This is a genomic window from Acidobacteriota bacterium (assembly GCA_020845575.1).
Lineage (GTDB): Bacteria > Acidobacteriota > Vicinamibacteria > Vicinamibacterales > Vicinamibacteraceae > Luteitalea.
The window spans coordinates 21,365-38,522 of sequence record JADLFL010000006.1; the positions used below are offsets into that span (position 1 = coordinate 21,365).

Annotated in this window: 15 protein-coding genes and 1 tRNA gene; 6 read left to right on the forward strand and 10 right to left on the reverse strand. The window is 68.2% G+C overall.

Features of this window, described 5'->3' with window-relative positions; translation table 11 throughout:
* Window positions 1-3 precede the first annotated feature (3 nt).
* The 6 genes from IT182_01370 to IT182_01395 are packed head-to-tail and all read right to left on the reverse strand — an operon-like array spanning window position 4 to window position 6,160.
* Window positions 4-867, reverse strand: a complete 864-nt coding sequence (locus tag IT182_01370) for a sugar phosphate isomerase/epimerase (GenBank protein ID MCC6161979.1) — start codon at window positions 865-867, stop codon at window positions 4-6.
* A gap of 53 nt (window positions 868-920) precedes the next feature.
* A complete protein-coding gene (locus IT182_01375) occupies window positions 921-1,922 on the reverse strand; it encodes a phosphotransferase (protein ID MCC6161980.1) in 1,002 nt (333 codons plus the stop codon).
* 35 nt (window positions 1,923-1,957) lie between these two features.
* On the reverse strand, window positions 1,958-2,881 hold the full coding sequence (locus IT182_01380) for an NDP-sugar synthase (GenBank protein MCC6161981.1): 924 nt from the start codon (window positions 2,879-2,881) through the stop codon (window positions 1,958-1,960).
* Window positions 2,878-3,420 (reverse strand): class IV adenylate cyclase, encoded by a 543-nt coding sequence (locus IT182_01385; GenBank protein ID MCC6161982.1) that lies wholly within the window; start codon window positions 3,418-3,420, stop codon window positions 2,878-2,880. The genes IT182_01380 and IT182_01385 overlap by 4 nt, the downstream gene beginning before the upstream one ends.
* Window positions 3,420-4,952 (reverse strand): PDZ domain-containing protein, encoded by a 1,533-nt coding sequence (locus IT182_01390; GenBank protein ID MCC6161983.1) that lies wholly within the window; start codon window positions 4,950-4,952, stop codon window positions 3,420-3,422. Before IT182_01390 ends, IT182_01385 begins: the two co-directional genes overlap by 1 nt.
* 29 nt (window positions 4,953-4,981) lie before the next feature.
* Complete coding sequence (locus IT182_01395) at window positions 4,982-6,160, reverse strand: M24 family metallopeptidase (protein ID MCC6161984.1); 1,179 nt, start codon at window positions 6,158-6,160, stop codon at window positions 4,982-4,984.
* A gap of 131 nt (window positions 6,161-6,291) precedes the next feature.
* On the opposite strand from IT182_01395, the gene IT182_01400 reads away from it, so the two are divergent.
* The 3 genes from IT182_01400 (at window position 6,292) to IT182_01410 (ending at window position 10,373) form a co-directional block, all read left to right on the forward strand.
* Complete coding sequence (locus IT182_01400) at window positions 6,292-8,805, forward strand: VWA domain-containing protein (GenBank protein MCC6161985.1); 2,514 nt, start codon at window positions 6,292-6,294, stop codon at window positions 8,803-8,805.
* A complete protein-coding gene (locus tag IT182_01405; GenBank protein MCC6161986.1) occupies window positions 8,806-9,189 on the forward strand; it encodes a hypothetical protein in 384 nt (127 codons plus the stop codon).
* Window positions 9,190-9,305: 116 nt separating this feature from the next.
* A complete protein-coding gene (locus IT182_01410) occupies window positions 9,306-10,373 on the forward strand; it encodes a VWA domain-containing protein (GenBank protein MCC6161987.1) in 1,068 nt (355 codons plus the stop codon).
* Between the two features lie 42 nt (window positions 10,374-10,415).
* On the opposite strand, the gene IT182_01415 is transcribed toward IT182_01410, so the two are convergent.
* The gene (locus IT182_01415; protein MCC6161988.1) at window positions 10,416-10,874 is read right to left on the reverse strand and encodes a hypothetical protein; all 459 of its coding nucleotides are present in this window, start codon (window positions 10,872-10,874) and stop codon (window positions 10,416-10,418) included.
* Between the two features lie 11 nt (window positions 10,875-10,885).
* The gene (gene glgP / locus IT182_01420; protein ID MCC6161989.1) at window positions 10,886-13,024 is read right to left on the reverse strand and encodes an alpha-glucan family phosphorylase; all 2,139 of its coding nucleotides are present in this window, start codon (window positions 13,022-13,024) and stop codon (window positions 10,886-10,888) included.
* A gap of 85 nt (window positions 13,025-13,109) precedes the next feature.
* Here glgP and IT182_01425 point away from each other — a divergent pair, with 85 nt between their 5' ends.
* The 3 genes from IT182_01425 (at window position 13,110) to IT182_01435 (ending at window position 16,295) form a co-directional block, all read left to right on the forward strand.
* Window positions 13,110-14,246, forward strand: coding sequence for a N(4)-(beta-N-acetylglucosaminyl)-L-asparaginase (locus IT182_01425; protein ID MCC6161990.1), 1,137 nt, complete (start codon window positions 13,110-13,112; stop codon window positions 14,244-14,246).
* Window positions 14,247-14,257: 11 nt separating this feature from the next.
* Window positions 14,258-15,787, forward strand: coding sequence for a beta-lactamase family protein (locus tag IT182_01430; protein ID MCC6161991.1), 1,530 nt, complete (start codon window positions 14,258-14,260; stop codon window positions 15,785-15,787).
* Window positions 15,788-15,887: 100 nt separating this feature from the next.
* The gene (locus IT182_01435; protein MCC6161992.1) at window positions 15,888-16,295 is read left to right on the forward strand and encodes a hypothetical protein; all 408 of its coding nucleotides are present in this window, start codon (window positions 15,888-15,890) and stop codon (window positions 16,293-16,295) included.
* Between the two features lie 110 nt (window positions 16,296-16,405).
* On the opposite strand, the gene IT182_01440 is transcribed toward IT182_01435, so the two are convergent.
* Window positions 16,406-16,672 carry a hypothetical protein gene (locus IT182_01440; protein ID MCC6161993.1) on the reverse strand — a complete coding sequence of 89 codons (267 nt, stop codon included), beginning with the start codon at window positions 16,670-16,672 and terminating at the stop codon, window positions 16,406-16,408.
* 378 nt (window positions 16,673-17,050) lie between these two features.
* Window positions 17,051-17,137 (reverse strand) — tRNA-Leu (locus tag IT182_01445).
* Between the last annotated feature and the right edge of the window lie 21 nt (window positions 17,138-17,158).

Below are 17,158 nucleotides of genomic sequence, written 5' to 3' on the forward strand. Positions count from 1 at the left end.
TGTTTACTGATCCTCGAACGTGAACGTGGTGTCGAGGACCAGGGATTCCAGGCGTCGGCGGGCGGCGGCGGCGCGGTGGAGGGTCGGGAGGGAGCCGTCGGGGGCGGCGGCGAGTTCGAACAGGAGGGTGTCGTCGTAGCCGACCTTCTGGAAGCCGATTACCAGTTCCGCCCAGTCGATCGCGCCGGCGAAGGGCAGCAGATGGTCGTCTCTGCGGCCGCCGTTGTCGTGCAGGTGCGTGGTCACGAGGTATCCCGCAACCTCCTCCAGGGCGTCGACGACGTCGCCCTGGAGACGCGCGTGGCCGACGTCCAGACAGATGCCGAGCGTCGTCAGGTCGTTGTCTTCGATGAGGCGGACGAGCTGACGCGCTGTCGAGAGGGCGTTCGGGATCAGCTCCACGGCGATGCGTACGCCGACGCGACTGGCGACGGGGATGAGCGCATCGAGCGTGCGCAGCACCGCGTCGCGCTGGTTGTCGCCGGTCGGCGGCGCGTATTCGTCGGGGACGCCCAGGTGCAGCACGAGGTACTGGTAAGGCGCCACTGTCGCCAGTTCCAGGGCGTGCGTGCACTCGGCGATGGTCCGCGCACGGTGCGCGGGATCCGCGGAGGCCGTCGAGAACGGCGGGCCCCACGTGGTGCCGTGCAGGAACTCGGTGATCGGCGCGTGGACGCTGTGCAGGCGGACGCCGGCGTCGGCGCACCAGCGCGCCAGATCGCGTCCCACCTGCAGGTCGTGGTAGTCGACGTGCGATCGCGTGGCGAACACCTCCACTGCGGTGAAGCCCGCAGCGGCGATCGCCTCGAGCTGCGACGGCCCGAGCGTCTCGGCGTGGAACAGGTGCGTGGAGAGACCGAAGTCCACGGGAAGATTCTACTCAGGAAGTCAGGGAAGGCAGGCGCTCGGACGTCAGGCGTTCAGCGCAGTTCGTCGACGTGGGCGGCGAGGAGATCGTGGAGTCTGCCGAACGCCGGATAGCGCGCCAGGTTGGTGCGCACGTGGCGCAGGGTGCGGGGGATGTACTGGATGTACACCGGATTCTGGCGCGCCGTGGTCTGGTAGCCGAACGTGCCGAGCGCTTTCAGGTTGCGCTGCAGCGACATCGCGTCGAAGCGCTCGCGGAACGCCCGTTCGGTGTCCGGGCGGCCGGTGAGCGCGAGGAAGTACGCCAGCAGCCAGTTGACCATCGAATCCGACAGGTCGACGTACGAATCGCGCAGCAGGGACGCGAGGTCGTATGTATCGGGTCCGAGGCGGGCATCCTGGAAGTCGATCAGGTACAGGCGCTGGCTGTGCAGCATCAGGTTGCGGCTGTGGTAGTCACGATGGCACAGCACGCGTTCTTCAGCGGCCAGGCGCTGGACGAGCAGGCGCAACTCGACCCGGATCGCCTCCAGCGTCACGTCGTCGAGCGCCACGCCGCGGTAACCGAGCAGGTAGTGCTTCAGGAAGAACTCCATCTCCCAGCCCAGCTTCGCCTCGTCGAACGCGATGCCGTATGGCAGGTACGTGTCCGAGGCGAGGTCCTTCCCGCGATGCTGCAGCGTGGCGATGAGACGGACCGCTTCGCGATAGAGCTGGCTGTGCTCCTCGGGCGTCGCCATGCCGAGGTGCGCCTGCAGCGTCACGTCGCCGAGGTCTTCGAGCAGCAGCAGCCCCAGGTCGGGTGCCTCGTCGAGGATCGACGGCACCGGCACCGGCATTCGTTCGAGCAGGCGCGTCACGTTCAGGAACGGCAGCGAGTCGTCGAACGGTGCCGGATAGCCCGCCAGCACCATCGTCCGTCCGTCGGGAGAAATCAGGCGGAAATAGCGTCGATCCGACGCATCGCCGGTGAGCGGCACCACGCGCACGCCACGCGCGCGATGCCCGCTTCGCTCGAGATACTGCTCCACACGATCCTGAAACGAGTCCACCATCAGCGCAGCAGCATAGCGCGGACTCCACCTGCGCTTCAGCAGATCTCGCCGATGACGTGCGTGCCCGGCGCGAGGCGGGTGCGGCCCGTGACGATCGCGTTCTCGAGGAGACAGTCGTCAGGGACGTGCGCGCCGGGCCAGACGATGGTGTTGCGGATCGTGGCCGATGCGGAGAGGACGGCCGTCGCGTCGATGACGTTGCCGTGTGCGTCACCGGCCAGGCGCAGGCAGGTGCGGCGATAGTCGTCCACCGTCCCCACATCGTCGAAGTGCGCGTCGAAAACGGCGCCGCGCACCGTTCCCGGATGTGATGCCATCAGGCGTGGGTAGACCTCCAGCACGCTCTCCGATGGCGTGTCGTCGGGCAGTGGCGCGAGAACCTCTCGCTGGACGAGTTGAATGCCGGGGAAGTGCACGCTCGGGACCGGACTGGTGCGAGGCACGAATCCCGCGATCGCGCCCGCCGCAAGTACACCTTCACCCTGCGCCGCTACCGGCGCGTCGAGCACGACGCCCCCATAGCGTCCTGGCTGCGGGTGCCGCATCAGGCCCAGCGTGACGAGCGCACCGCTGCGGAGATGGACGTCCCACAACGCGCGGATGGGCATGTCGCACAGCGTGTCGCCGTTGACGATGAGCACCGTGTCGCCGTCGACGAGCGGCAGCGCGTGGCGTGGACCGCCGGCCGAGCCGAGCACGCGCGGCTGTTCCCACGAGTAACGCACGCGGATGCCGCACTGCGATCCGTCGCCAATCGCGCGCGTCACCGTGTGCGGCAGATGGTGAAGGTTGAGAACCGCCTCGCGGATGCCGGCGTCGGCAAGCCGCGTGAGGATGCGGCACGCCAGCGCCTCGGCGCCAACGGGCATCGCGGGCTTGGCCAGGATGTCGCTCAACGGACGCAGGCGCGTGCCGAGGCCTGCCGTGAGGACGATGGCGGGAGGTGGCCAGGTGCTCATGCGGGGAACAGCATGTTCGGGCCGAGCCCCAGCGCCGCGCCGCGTTCGCCATGGAGCCTGTGGTACGACGCGGTCACGTACTGCGCGGGCGTGAAGCCCAGTGTGGCGGCGAGCGCCGTGATGCGCGCCTCCTCGCCTTCGAGTTCCAGGAACACGCCGACGGGTGACTCGTCGATCGAGACGACGCACGACGCGTCACCGAACTCTTCCCGATACTTCTGGTAGCGGAACACCACGCGGTATCCGAGCGCGTCGATGATGGCGCGCGTGGCGGCGGCATCGGTGGTGCCTGTCTCGAACTCCGGGCGGACCTTCATCGTCCCGCGCTCGGGCGGCCCCTTGAACGTCAGGATGCTCCTGGCATCCTCGAGCCGCAGCCGCAGCGCGCAATGGCGTGCGCGGAGCGAGCCATCCGGCGCATCGTACAGCGCGTCCTCCTGGAGGCGGCGCGCGCGGAGCAGAGGAAGGCCGAGCGCGCCGACGGCGGCACGCGCGGCCTCAACTGAGGGGTACTCGAGCTTGATCTCGCGCTCGATCACTATTCCTTGCGGATGGCGACGCCGGCTTCCTCGCCGTCGCGCAGCACGATGATGCGCGCGAGACGGCCGCTGGTCACCGCCTGCAGTTTCCTGCGGGCGTCGGCGGCGCTGGTCACCGCTTCGCCGTTGATCCGCGTGATGACGTCGAAGCGGCGCATGCCGCCGCGTGCGGCAGGCCCCGTCGGGTCGAGTTCGGTCACCAGCGCGCCTGTCGTGGCACGCGGCAGTTCGAGGCGGCGCGCGATGTCGGGCGTGATGTCGTCGAGCGAGATGCCGAAGCCGGCGCTCTCCTCGACGCTCTCTTCACGCTCCGACGTGGTGCCCGATTCCGCATCGAGATCGAGTTCCCCCACGGTCACGTTGAGCGACGTCGCCTTGCCGTCGCGCAGCACCTGCAGGGGGACCGTGGTGCCGGGCCGCGTGCGCGTCACCAGATCGACGAGCTGTTCGCGGTTCTTGATCGGCTTGCCGTTGAACTCCGTGATCACGTCGAGCGGTTTCAAGCCGGCCCTGGCGGCGGGCCCACCGGCGGTCACCGCGTGGACGAGCGCGCCGGCGCGCGTGGTGAGGCCGTAGTCCTGGTACGACTCGGCGTCGATCCCCATGATTGACACGCCGATCATCCCGCGTGTGACCTTCCCCGACCGCAACTGCGGCACGAGCTCGCGCACCAGGTTGATCGGTACCGCGAAGCCGATGCCCATGTTGGAGGCCTGGCCGGCGCGGTCGCTGAGGATGGCCGTGTTGATCGCGATCACCTCGCCACGCACGTTGAGCAGCGGACCGCCGGAGTTGCCCGGATTGATGGCCGCGTCGGTCTGCAGCATGTTGACCGTGCGCGACGGCGTGACGGGGAATTGCCGGCTCAGCGCGCTCACCACGCCCACGGTCACCGTGTGGTTGTAGTTGAACGGGTTGCCGATCGCGACAACGAAGTCGCCCGGCTGCATCTGGTCGGAATCACCGAACCGCACCTGCTGCATGGCTTGCACGGGCTTCTTGGCCAACTGGATCAACGCGCTGTCGGTGAGCGGGTCGCGCCCGACGATCTTCGCCTCGTACTCCATGCCCGCGTCGTCGCCGTAGAACGCGACGTGGATCTTGTTCGAGTTCTCCACCACGTGGTTGTTGGTGAGGATGAGGCCCTCGCCGGCGTCGATGATGAAGCCGGTGCCGGCGCCCTGCGTGCGCGGGCGCCGCTGCGGCAGGCGGTTCTGCTGTCGCTGCTGATCGGGCAGAAAGCGCCGCAGGAAATCCTCGCCGCCAAAGAATTCGGTGAGCTCCTCGGTGCGCGGCGTGGACTCGGTGCGGATGTTCACGACGGCGGGCGAGACCTCGCGCGCAATCGTCCTGAACGTCGTGGCGTCGATGCTGCCACTGATGGGCGCGCTGTTGGCGGGAGGGGCTGCCGTCAGCGGCTGTGCCGACGAGGATGGCGACAGGTCGAGCCGCGAGGCCAGCACCATGCCGATGGCCACAGAGGCGATGGCCAGGAGCACCGCGTAAAAGAGCGTGGTCTTGCGAGTGGACATTGCGTACGTTCTCCGTCCTGCTTGTGTAGCTAGGCCAGCGCCGCGATCGCCGGCTGGCAGGGCCCGCTCACGCGCGCCTCCCTGCCCATGATGACGACGTTGATCTCCGTGCGTACCCCGAAGGTGGGGAAATACAGGCCGGGTTCGATCGTGAACCCCGAGCCGGGCAGGAGCTGCCGTTCGTCGCGCGTCTCGTAATCGTCGAGGTGGGCACCATTTCCATGGACGCTCTCGCCGAGGCTGTGGCCGGTCCGGTGCAGGATGGCGTCGCCGTAGCCGGCGTCGATGAGGACCTGCCGCGTCGCGGCATCCACCTCGAAGCCGCGCGCGAAGCGCCCGGCGTCGAGTGCGGCCTGCACGGTGGCGACGGCCGTGTCGCGGCCCCTGGCGATCGCGTCGAAGGCGTGTGCCATCTCAGCGGGGACCGTGGTGCCCGTGTAGCCCACCCAGGTGATGTCGGCGAACACGGCACCTGGCGTCGCCAGCTTGCCCCACAGATCGAGGAGCACGAGCTGGTCGCGTTCGATCGGCAGGTGCACGGCGGCTGTCGGCAGGTAGTGCGGGTTCCCCGCGTTGGCCATCACGGCCACGACGGGTGGGTCCGAGCTGACGAGCCCCTCCTCGGCGAACCACTGCACCATCTGCTGCTGGAGCGCGTATTCGGTTGACGGGGCGCCTGCGGCCACGGCGCGGAGCGCGTCGAACGCCCTGTCCTTGATGCGATGGAGGGCGGCCGACGCCGCCAGGTGCGTGTCGACCTGCGCCGGCGTCCACACGGCCTCGAACGCCTGCACCAGGTCGCCCGACGACACCACCTCGACCCCGCGAGCACGGACCGACTCCAGCGTCCCGGCGTCCACGCGCGAGAGGTAGGGGATGTTGCAGTCCGGCGAATACTCCATGGCCACGCGGCGGGCACCGGCCAACAGGGCGTCGAGCCCCTGGTCCAGCGACAGGCGGCCGGCGTAGGCCTGCATGTCCCCCGGCAGACCGTCCAGGTTGTGGCGTTCGATGGCGTGGACCAGCCCCCGGGGCGTGCCCTGCGCCGGGATGAAGTAGTACCACCGCCGCGTCGTCATCTTGGGGGCGTGGGTGAGGCCCGCCAGCGACTGGGCGATGGGGTTGGACCCATGGAAATCGTAGAGCAGCCAGCCGTCCAGGCCGGCGGCGGCGAGACTCGCCTGGATCGCGGCGACGTCGAGGGGCATCGGAAAAGTATACGACCTCGGCCGCGGGGTTCCCCGTCGCGTCTTATAATCCCGAGTTGCCCGGCGCTGATGCCAGCGCGTATTCGGATCGAGCGCTCGCACGCGTGCGGGTGCCGATCCCCGGAACCACTATGCGTAGATTCGTGTCATCCACGGCGCTGTTCGCGCTGCTGGCCGGTGCCGCCCTCGTCGCCCAGCAGGGTGGTGGCCAGCCTCCCGCTCAGGACGTCCAGCGTCCCACCTTCCGCGCCCAGATCGACTACGTCGAGGTCTCCGCCATCGTCACCGACGATGACGGGAACCTGGTGTCGGGGCTGAAGAAGGAAGACTTCCAGATCTTCGAGAACGGCAAGCCGCAGACGGTGGCCGTCTTCGAGCCCGTACAGATCCCGTTCCGGCAGCCGGACCGGACGCTGATCGACGGCCGGCCCCTGAAGTTCGACGTGTTCAGCAACGAGGGCGTGCGCGACGGCCGCGTGTACGTGATCCTGCTCGACGACTACCACGTCGGTGCGCTGCGCGGGAATCTCGTCAAGCGCGCAGCACGCGAGTTCGTGGAGAAGCACGTGGCCGCCAACGACCTGGTGGCCGTGATCCATGCCAGCGGTCGCAGCAACGCCTCGCAGGAGTTCACGTCGAACAAGGAACTGCTGTTGGCGTCGATCGACAAGTTCATGGGCATGAAGATCCGGTCGGCGCTGCTGGAGCGGCTGGACGACTACCGCAATCGCGTCGAGTTCATGAACGCGATGCGGAGCGAGAGCGACTCGGACACCAGGCGCGACAAGGCGCTCGACATGCTCGACCCGCAGCGCGCGTACAACGCGCGTTCCTCGATGGACACGCTCCGCAACATCTCGCGCGTGCTCGACACCGTCAACGGCAGCCGCAAGGCCGTTCTCTTCTACAGCGAAGGCATCGACTACAACATCGTCGACGTGATGGGTGCGGACACGGGCGCGCGGCATGCCACCGACGTCCTCTACTCCGTGCGCGATGCGATCGGCGCGGCCACGCGCAGCAACGTCGCGTACTACACGATCGATCCGCGCGGCCTGTCGGCCATGTCCGACGACGAGATGGACATCCAGGCGTCGCCGCAGGACGTCACGCTCGGCCTCAATTCGTGGAACCTCCGCGACGAGCAGCGTCTCGCCCAGATGAACCTGATGTCGCTGGCCGAGGAGACTGGCGGGGCCGCGTCGGTCAACTCCAACGATTTCTCGAGAATCTACGACCGCATCGTCCGCGACAGCAGCAGCTACTACCTGCTCGGCTACTACCCGACCGACGAGCGCCGCAACGGCAGCATCCGCCGCATCCAGGTGAAGGTGGATCGCAAGGGCGTGAAGGTGTTCGCGCGCAAGGCATACCAGGCGCCGAAGAACAGGGACGAGAAGAAGATCACCGAGTCGGCCACCGGGACGTCGCCCGAGGTGAAGGCCGTGCTCAACGCGGCCCTCCCGACGCCCGGTCTGAGCCTGTCGGTCAACGCCGTCCCGTTCAAGGGCGCCAACAAGAAGACGTCGGTGGCGGTCACGGTGCAGGTGGACGGCGACAAGCTCGCTCTCCGGGAAACGGGCGACACGTTCACCAACGCGCTGGAGATCTCGATGATGGCCATGGACTTCTCGGGCAAGGTGCCCGATGGCGATCGCGCCAATCTCGAGCTCAAGCTGCGCAGGCAGACGCGGGACCTGATGGTGCAGTCCGGTATCAGATCGGTGACCACGCTCGATCTGCCGCCGGGCCGGTACCAGCTGCGTGTCGGCGCGCGCGAGGCCAACAACGGCGCGGTCGGCTCGGTGTTCATGGACCTCGACGTCCCGGATTTCTCGGTGCCGTTCAGCATGAGTGGCCTCCTGTTGTCCTCGTCTGCCGCCGGGCTCACGCCCACGCCCCGGATGGAGGAGACCCTGAAGGCGTTGCTGCCCGTGCCGCCGACGACCGCGCGCGGGTTCGCCACGGCCGAGACGCTCTTCGGCTATGTCGACGTGTACGACTCGCTCCAGCCGGCGCATGCCGTGGACATCACGACCTCTGTGACGCGCGTCGACGGCACGAAGGTGTTCTCGACGACAGACGAACGCCAGTCGTCCGAGCTGGGGACCAGCAAGGGTGGTGGCTATGGCGTGCCGTTCACGGTACCGCTGACCGATATCGAGCCAGGTCTCTACGTGCTGAACGTCGAGGCGAGACCACGTCTCGCAAACAGGTCGGCCGTGTTCCGGGAGGCGACGTTCGCCGTGTACGGTCCGCCCACATCGTCGGCGTCCACCGCACCGCGCATCGTGCCGATCGCACACGGCCCGCTGAGCAACGGCGCGACGGCGCGCGAGTCGGTGGCGCGGTCGCCGGAGGAGTGGGGTGCCCTGTGGGCGTCGCTGCCCACCAAACAGGCCGCACCACAGGTGGCCTTCGACCAGATGATGGTCGTGGGCGTGTTCGTGGGCAACAAGCCGACGACAGGCTACAAGGTCGAGATCACGGGGGCCCGCATCGACGGCGACGCGCTCGTCATCGAATGGCGTGAGGTGCCGCCGGCCGAGGGTTCCAGCGTGAACGCCACGGTGACGACCCCATTCGCAGTGGCCGGTGTGGAGAGACACGACGGGCCGGTGCGCTTCGAGAAGGCCGGCAGCTAGATGCGCAGCACCGAGCGCACATCGCTCGGGCTGACCCGGCGGCAGGCGGCGCTCGTGGCCTACTCCGCCGGCTGGATCACCGGCCTCGTGGTGCTCTGGCTCGAGGGGCAGGACAGGGACACGCGGTGGCACGCCGCGCAGTCGACGGTGGGCTTCGGTCTGCTGGCCCTCGCGGGTGTCCTGTGCATGGCGGTGGCCACGATCGGCCTGCTCTCGTCCATGATCGTGTTCCGCATCGGTCTGGTGGGCGTGCAGGTCGTTGTCGCCGTCGGGATCGCGCTCTGGGCGTGGTCGCTCGTCCGCGTCGCGCTCGGCGGCACGCCCCGCTGGCCCCTGATTGGCGCCCGCGTCGACGCCCTGGCCGACCCCTCTCGCTCGGCGTAGGGCCTGACGTGTCCGGCCCGTTGGCATCACCGTATGCCGGTCAGGCTCGGAGAGCCGACCCCGCCACCAGGCGGCAGAGGACGTAGAATCGACGTGTTCTCTCCATAGGAGGCAGGATGCGTCGAACGCTGCTGTCACTGCTGGTCTTGGTCGCCTCGTCTGGCGTCGTGTCGCTCGATGGCCAGGCTCCCGCACAGCCCGCGTTCCGCGCCGGCACCACCGTCGTCGAGGTGTCGGCCATCGTCACCAAGGACGGCGTGCCGGTGGCGGACCTCCGCGCCGATGAAGTGGTCGTCCTGGACAACGGCAAGCCACAGGAACTGGTGGCGTTCGAGTTCGTCGATCTCGGGCGCGTGGAAGGACCGGCGCAGCGGCGCGATTTCGTGCTCGTGCTCGACGACCTGCACATCGCCGCCGAGCAGTCGGCGCCCACCATCGACGCGGCGCTGGCGTTGGTCGATGCGCTCGGACCGTACGATCGTCTTGCCGTCTCGACGACCGGGGCCGTGAATCTCTCCTTCGAGTTCTCGACCCAGAGGGAGGCGGCTCGCGAGACGATCCGCAAGTTCCGGGGGCAGATGCCTCGCGGACAGTACATGGCGGGCCGGCTTGGAGGGGCAGAAGCCTCGGCACGATCGCGGATCGCCCTCGACGTGCTCGGTCAGATTTGCGAAGCGGTGCGGTCCGATACTGCTGAACGACGCGCGCTGCTGCTCTTCAGCACCGGATACGTGGAGCTCAGACCGGACATTGGCAACAGGGATACGCAGAACATCTGGCCTGACTATCTCGAACTGCTGCGTGAGGCCGCGCTCGGCAATGTCGCCATCTATACGGTGGACCCGCGTGGTCTTCGCGCGCCGAATACGCCCGCGCCCTGGGTATCTGGGGGGCCGCCGACGATGGGGTCACCCACCGCGCTGGCGTCGGACGTCACGGGCAGCAACGCCATCCTCGCACTGAATACCGGCGGCGTGCAGACGCGCTGGACCAACGACCTCACCGCCGGGTACGCACAACTCCTGCAGGACAGCCGCCAGTACTACCGTCTGGCGTACGTCCAGCCGGAGCCCGCGCCGGGCAAGGCGCAGCCGCAGACCCGCGGCATCAAGGTGAAGGTGACGCGCCCCGGCGTGGACGTCCGCGCCCGCCAGCGCTACGCACCCGCCAGGGACGCCTCGTAGAAGCACCGGTTGCCGGTTTGCCGGTTGCCCGTTGCCGGCTGTCTACAGCTCCCCGTTCCACTCTTCGGGTTCGGCGGCCGTGGCACGGATGATTTCCAGGTGCCACTTGCCGCCGCCCCAGGGTTCGATCACCTCGGCGACCACCACGTCGACGAGCACCTCGTGGAAGGTGCGCGTCTCCGGATCGCCCTCGAGGTGGTACGCCGATTCGTCCCACCCGAACGTGGGATACAGCGCCAGCGTCAGGAACAGATCGTATCCGTCGTCCACGACGATGAGCTGTCCGCAGGGACGCTTCAGCGTGGAGTGGTAGATGAGGTATTTCTCCGCGCTGTGCGCGCGGATGTAGCGCTTGAGCGCGAACTCGCGCGCCACGATCTCCTCGACGGCGATCTTCTTGTCCCAGCAGTCGCGGCAGTACTTCTCCTCGCCACGCGGCTCGGACACCTCCTTCGCGTTGCACAGGGCGCAACGCGCGCTCGACACGGTACGGCGCGACATCGCAGGGCTCGCTATCTGGCAGACAGGCTCGCGTCGAACGCGGGGAGGTACATCCGCTCCACGTACTCCTTGAGCATGCGGCGCGTACAGAAGTGCGGCGCCACGGTACGGATCGACTGCTTGACCATCTGCACCCAGCGATGCGGCACATCGTCGTCGCCACGGTCGTAGAAGGCCGGCACCACTTCCTGTTCGAGCAGGCGATAGAGCGTGTCGGCATCGGCCGCGTCCTGCGCGCCCTGATCGCCGTGTACCACGCCCGGATCGATGAGCCAGCCGTTGCCGCCCGCGAATCCCTCGGGCCACCAGCCGTCGCCGATGCTCACGTTGAGCACGCCGTTGGCGGCCGCCTTCATGCCGCTCGTGCCGCTGGCTTCGAGCGGCTTGCGCGGGTTGTTGAGCCACACGTCGCAGCCCTGCACCAGGTAGTGCGCCACGTGCAGGTCATAGTCCTCGACGAACGCGATGCGCCCGCCGAAGCGCGGATCGAGCGCGCGGCGGTAGATGCCCTGCAGCGCGTGCTTGCCGCCCTCGTCGGCCGGGTGCGCCTTGCCCGCGAAGACGATCTGCACCGGCCGCTTGGCGTCGTTGAGCAGCCGCGCGAGGCGGTCGGGGTCGTGGAAGATCAGGTCCGGCCGCTTGTACGCGGTCATGCGGCGCGCGAAGCCGATCGTGAGGGCTTCCTGATCGAGCAGCGTGCCGCTCGCGACCACGCGTGAGAGCGGGATGTTCTCGCGCACCCAGCGGTCGCGCACCCGATCGCGCACGAAGTGGTACATGAACGCGCGCATCCTGTCGCGCACGCGCCACAGGACATCGTCGGGAATCTGCAGCACCGCGTCCCACACGGCCGGGTCGTCGTGCCGCGCGCGCCAGTCGGCGGGCAGGTAGTCGTCGAGCGTCGAGCCCAGTTCCAGCGACAGCCAGTTGGTGAGGTGGACGCCGTTGGTCACGGCCTTGACGGGCTCGTCCTGCGGCGGCAGTTCCGAGATGAGCGGCGCCCACATCTCGCGCGTCACCTCGCCGTGGAGCTGGCTCACGGCGTTGATGAACGCCGCGCTGCGCATGGCGAGTGCCGTCATGTTGAAGAGCGTGCCGCTGCCATTGTCGTAGCGGCCGAGCGCGAGGAAGTCTTCCCGGTGGTCGCCGAGCCCCCCCCAGCAGCCGGCCAGGTGTGCCTCGACCATGTGGAAGGGGAACGCGTCGTGGCCGGCAGGCACCGGCGTGTGCGTCGTGAAGACGGTGTCCTGGCGCACGAGCTCGTGGGCCTGCGCGAACGAGTAGCCCTGCTCGAGGAACTCGCGGATGCGTTGCAGCACCACGAAGGCGGCATGGCCTTCGTTGAGGTGCCACACGGCCGGGTCGTAGCCCAGGGCGCGGAGCACGCGGACGCCGCCGATGCCGAGGATGATCTCCTGCTGCACGCGCATTTCGCGATCGCCGCCGTAGAGCCGGGCCGAGAGCTCGCGATCCCATGGCGCGTTCTCGGGCAGGTTGGTGTCCATCAGGTAGAGCGCGATGCCACCGAGCTTCACCTGCCACACCGAGACCAGCACCGTGCGGTTGCCGAGCGGGACCTGGATGACCAGTTCCTCGCCGTCGGCACCACGCGCGCGCTGCGTGGCCGCGTTCTCCCAGTTGATCTGCTCGTAGTGCTCCTGCTGCCACCCGTCGGCGGTCATGCCCTGATGGAAGTAGCCCTGCGGGTACATGAACCCGACGCCCACGAACGGCAACCCGAGGTCCGAGGCTTCCTTGCAGTGATCGCCAGCGAGCACACCGAGGCCGCCCGCGTAGATCGGGAGGGACTGGTGGATGGCGAACTCCGCCGAAAAGTAGGCGATCGGCCTGTCGCGTCCGATCGTCGTGCGGGTGGCCCACCACGTGTTCGCGCCCGTGCGCGCCGCCGCAAGCTGACCCATCGCGTCGTCGTAGATGGCGAGGAAGGCCGGATCCGCCGCAACGGCCGCGAACCGCTCGGGGCTCACCAGCCGCAGCATGCGGACGGGATTGTGGGCGGTGAGCCGCCACGTCTTGTAGTCGAGGCGGCGGAACACCTCGCGCGCGTCACGGTGCCAGACCCACCAGAGGTCGGTGGCCAGATCCTGGAGACCAGCGATGCGTTCGGGGAGGACGGGGAATTCGGACATTGGTTCCTTCAGCGTTCCTGCGGACTCGGAGCGGCCAGCCAGCGATTCCGGCCGGCCATCGACCGCCTATCGTACACTCTGGCGCATGCCAACACGCCTGAATCGCCGAGATTTCGTCCGCACAGGTGCCGCCGCGGCAGGCCTCGGCCTAGCCGGTCGCGTCGAGGGCGCCCCTGCCGCCCACCAGCCGGCTCCGGCCGTCAGGCGGAGCCAGGCGCGGCCCGTGGTGATTGCCTCCGCCAACGGCAATTCCCGCCTGCACGACGGCAACGAGACCTGCGTCGCCCGGGCCTTCCGGCTCATGACCGGCGGCACCGACGTACTCGAAGCCCTCATCGCCGGCGTCAACATCGTCGAACTGGACCCGAAGGAGACGAGCGTGGGGTACGGCGGACTGCCCAACGCCGACGGCGTGGTGCAACTCGATTCGTGCTGCATGCACGGGCCGAAGAAGCGGGCCGGTGGCGTCGCGGCGCTCGAAGGCGTGCGCATGCCCTCGAAGGTGGCCCATGCGGTGCTGCAGAATACCGACCACCACCTGCTTGTCGGTGCCGGTGCGCAGCAGTTCGCGCGCCAGATGGGGTTTGCCATCGAGGACGACCTCAACACCGAGACCTCGCGGAAGCTGTGGCTCGAATGGAAGCGCCGGCTCGATCCGGAGCACTTCCTCGATCCCGACAAGCGCGCGCAGGCCGGCTTGGACGCCGGGTGGTCGATGGTGCGCGACGGCCTCATCGACCGCGAGCACTACTTCGGCACCATCAACTGCGACGGCATCAACGCGAAGGGCGAGATCTGCGGCGTGACGACCACGAGCGGCCTGGCGTGGAAGATCCCGGGCCGCGTGGGCGATTCGCCGATCCTCGGGGCGGGCCTCTACGTGGATGGCGATGTGGGCGCCGCAGGCTCGACGGGCCGTGGCGAGGCCAACCTGTATGGTTTGTGCTCGTACCTGATCGTCGAGCTGCTCCGTCAGGGCAAGTCGCCCAGGGACGCCGGCATGGAAGCGCTTCGCCGCGTCAAGGCCAACACGATCGAGAAGCGTCTGCTCGATCCGAAGGGGTCGGGTAACCCGCGCTTCGGCCTGAATTTCTACATCGTGAACAAGGCGGGCGAGTTCGCCGGCGTCTCGATGTACCCGAGCCAGTACGCCGTGTGTACGGAGAATGGCCCCGAGACGCTGAAAACCGAAGCACTTGTGGAAGGCCCGGAGCCGGCGTGAAATTCGCCGCATTGACCCCAGTGGCGGCGCTCGTGCTCGCGACGGGTGTGGCGGCCGGGCAGCCGGCGGACCGGGCGGCGGCGTTTGCCGCGGCGTATCCAGAGATCGACAGGGCGTTCACCGACTACGCGCGCGACGCGCACGTGCCGGGAATGGCGTGGGGCGTGGTCGTCGACGGGCGACTCGTGCACCAGGGCACGTTCGGCGTGCAAAGCACCGAGACGCAGGCGCCCGTGACGGCGGACACCGTCTTCCGCATCGCGTCAATGACCAAGAGCTTCACCGCAGCGGCCATCCTCGCGCTGCGCGACGATGGGAAGCTCGCGCTCGACGATCCTGCAGAGCGCTACGTGCCCGAACTGGCGTCGCTGCGGTATCCCACGAGCGACGCACCGCGCATCACCATCCGCCACCTGCTCTCGCACGCAACGGGATTTCCCGAAGACAACCCGTGGGGCGACCAGCAACTCGCGCTGTCCGACGAGGCGATGTCGGCGCTCATGCGGCAGGGCATCCCGTTCTCGAACCCGCCGGGCCAGGCCTACGAGTACTCCAACTACGGCTTCGCGATCCTGGGGCGCATCGTCACGCAGGCGTCGGGGATGCCGTATCGCGACTACGTGCGTGCGCGTCTCCTCCAGCCGCTCGGCCTGTCGGCCACCACGCTCGACGCTCCTGCGGTGCCTGCCGCTCGCGTGGCGCACGGATATCGGTGGGAAGACGAGCGGTGGAAGGAAGAGCCACCGCTGCCAGACGGGGCGTTCGGCGCGATGGGCGGCATGCTGACGTCGCTGCGCGACCTGTCGACGTACGTCGCGTGGTTGATGGACGCCTGGCCTGCGCGCGATGGCGACGATACGGGACCGTTGCGGCGGTCGTCGCGCCGTGAGATGCAGCAGGTGTGGCGTGGCAGTCCTGCCTCGGTACGTCGCCTCGCCGACGGCGCACTGCAGTTGACGGCGGGCGGCTACGGCTACGGCCTGCGCGTGGCGCAGTCATGTGATTTCGGCCACGTGGTGGCGCACTCGGGCGGTCTGCCCGGCTACGGATCGCAGATGCGCTGGCTTCCCGAGTACGGCGTCGGTCTCGTGGCGATGGGATCGCTCACGTACACGAACTGGGGGCCGCGCTTCGACGCCGCGCTCGCGGCGCTCGCGCGCACCGGCGCACTGGTCCCTCGCCGTCCGCAACCGTCAGAGGCGCTCACACGGATGCGCGCCGACGTCACGCGCCTCGTCCAGCAGTGGGACGATGCGCTCGCGGATCGGATTGCGGCGAACAACCTGTATCTCGACCTGGCGAAGGACCGCCGACGTCGCGAGATTGACGCGCTTCGCGAGAAGCACGGGAGTTGTCGGGCCGACGGACCGTTCCTCGTGGAGAACGCCCTGCGTGGCGAATGGGTGATGCCGTGCGACAGAGGTGCCCTCCGCGTGGCGATCACGCTCGCGCCGACGGTACCGCCGAAAGTGCAGCACCTGTCGGTCCGCTCCGCCGACGCCGCCGTCGCCCTCACCCCACCCCCCGCATGCGTTCAGTAGTAGCGGCCGGGCTCGGCAAGCCGGCTCTGCCACCACGACGGCAGGGCAGGGTCGGCCCTCCGGCCCGACCCTGGGCCCGGGCCACTGCTACACTGCCCCGATGAGCGTCGCGGGCGGGCCGTACGTGGCCCTGGCAGTACTGTGTCAGCGCATCGATCTGCAACCGGATGGCACGGCCAACCTCATCGGCATCGTCGACGGTCTTGCGATCGACGATCCCTCGGATCCGAACACACCGCCGCTCATCCTCAATCTGCGCGCGGTGATTGCTTTGCGCGGCGGTGCCACGCGCGGCGCGCACACCATCACACTGCGCGGCTGGTTCCCGTCGGGTTCGGAGGGGCTGGTCGCCGACAAGGTCGTGGAGTTCTCCGACGACCGTCCGGCCATCAGCCTCAATCTCCCCCTCGAACTCGAACTCGCCGAGACAGGCACGTACGTCTTCGACGTGCTCCTGGACGAGACCCTGCTGACCGCGATCACGCTGGACGTGCGCCAGAGACAGTGATGGGGCCGGAGGGCCGACTCTCCGAGCCAGGCCCTGCGGAGCCCGAGTTCCAAGAAAAAAGCCGCCGGACAGCGTCCGGCGGCTTCGGGTTTCCGTGTGCTCGCGGTCGGTTACGAGGCGACGGCGATGGGTTCGAGCGTAGCGTCGATGGCCGCATTGCGCCAGCCGCGACGGAGCAGTCCGTCGCACCAGGTGGCGGCTGCCGCGTCGAGGTCTTCGAGGTCTTCGAACACGCGGCTCACGATGCTCTTGCCATTGACGAGGTAGCGCAGCTCGGTGCCGAACGGATGAGGCGCCACTTCACACAGCACCTGCTGTCCAGCACGGACCAATTTCCAGAGCACTCGTCGTCGCTGAGAGGGGAGCATGCGCATCATGGGTCTCCTGCCTGAAAAGCAGCGACAGATAAGAAGGCAAGAGCCGTGCCCTCGAGAGACGTCCTGAATTGGTCACTCTGCGCCTCCCGCACACATGGCGCACACGTGTCGTGTCTTGAATCGAGACGAAAAAACTACAGGGCCGCATCCGTGACGGCAAAAAATGCGTCCCCGGGCGTGCTGCTCGGCTTTCGCGTGAGACGAGAGGGGCCGCCCCACAGTCCGAATGAATTGATGAGCGTCGTGATGCCGCGAACGCTCGAAGGCCGAGCCGCGTAGCGGCGAAGGAGGGACTTGAGCTTGAAGGCCGAGCCGCGGAGCGGCGAAGGCCGAGAGCCTGAGGACTCCTTCCGCACCAGATGCGAGCGGAGCGAGTATTGGTGCGGAAGGAGGGACTTGAACCCTCACCGAGTTGCCCCGACAGGTTCCTGAGACCTGCGCGTCTGCCAATTCCGCCACTTCCGCAAGAGGCCGGTGACCGGGCCG

Coding starts and splice junctions, on each gene's coding strand:
- IT182_01415 (MCC6161988.1), bottom strand. CDS start 10,874: ATGTCGCGCCGTACCGTGTCGAGCGCGCGTTGCGCCCTGTGCAACGCG.
- IT182_01425 (MCC6161990.1), top strand. CDS start 13,110: ATGCCAACACGCCTGAATCGCCGAGATTTCGTCCGCACAGGTGCCGCC.
- IT182_01380 (MCC6161981.1), bottom strand. CDS start 2,881: ATGAGCACCTGGCCACCTCCCGCCATCGTCCTCACGGCAGGCCTCGGC.
- IT182_01435 (MCC6161992.1), top strand. CDS start 15,888: ATGAGCGTCGCGGGCGGGCCGTACGTGGCCCTGGCAGTACTGTGTCAG.
- IT182_01405 (MCC6161986.1), top strand. CDS start 8,806: ATGCGCAGCACCGAGCGCACATCGCTCGGGCTGACCCGGCGGCAGGCG.
- IT182_01410 (MCC6161987.1), top strand. CDS start 9,306: ATGCGTCGAACGCTGCTGTCACTGCTGGTCTTGGTCGCCTCGTCTGGC.
- IT182_01440 (MCC6161993.1), bottom strand. CDS start 16,672: ATGATGCGCATGCTCCCCTCTCAGCGACGACGAGTGCTCTGGAAATTG.
- IT182_01395 (MCC6161984.1), bottom strand. CDS start 6,160: ATGCCCCTCGACGTCGCCGCGATCCAGGCGAGTCTCGCCGCCGCCGGC.
- glgP (MCC6161989.1), bottom strand. CDS start 13,024: ATGTCCGAATTCCCCGTCCTCCCCGAACGCATCGCTGGTCTCCAGGAT.
- IT182_01400 (MCC6161985.1), top strand. CDS start 6,292: ATGCGTAGATTCGTGTCATCCACGGCGCTGTTCGCGCTGCTGGCCGGT.
- IT182_01390 (MCC6161983.1), bottom strand. CDS start 4,952: ATGTCCACTCGCAAGACCACGCTCTTTTACGCGGTGCTCCTGGCCATC.
- IT182_01375 (MCC6161980.1), bottom strand. CDS start 1,922: ATGGTGGACTCGTTTCAGGATCGTGTGGAGCAGTATCTCGAGCGAAGC.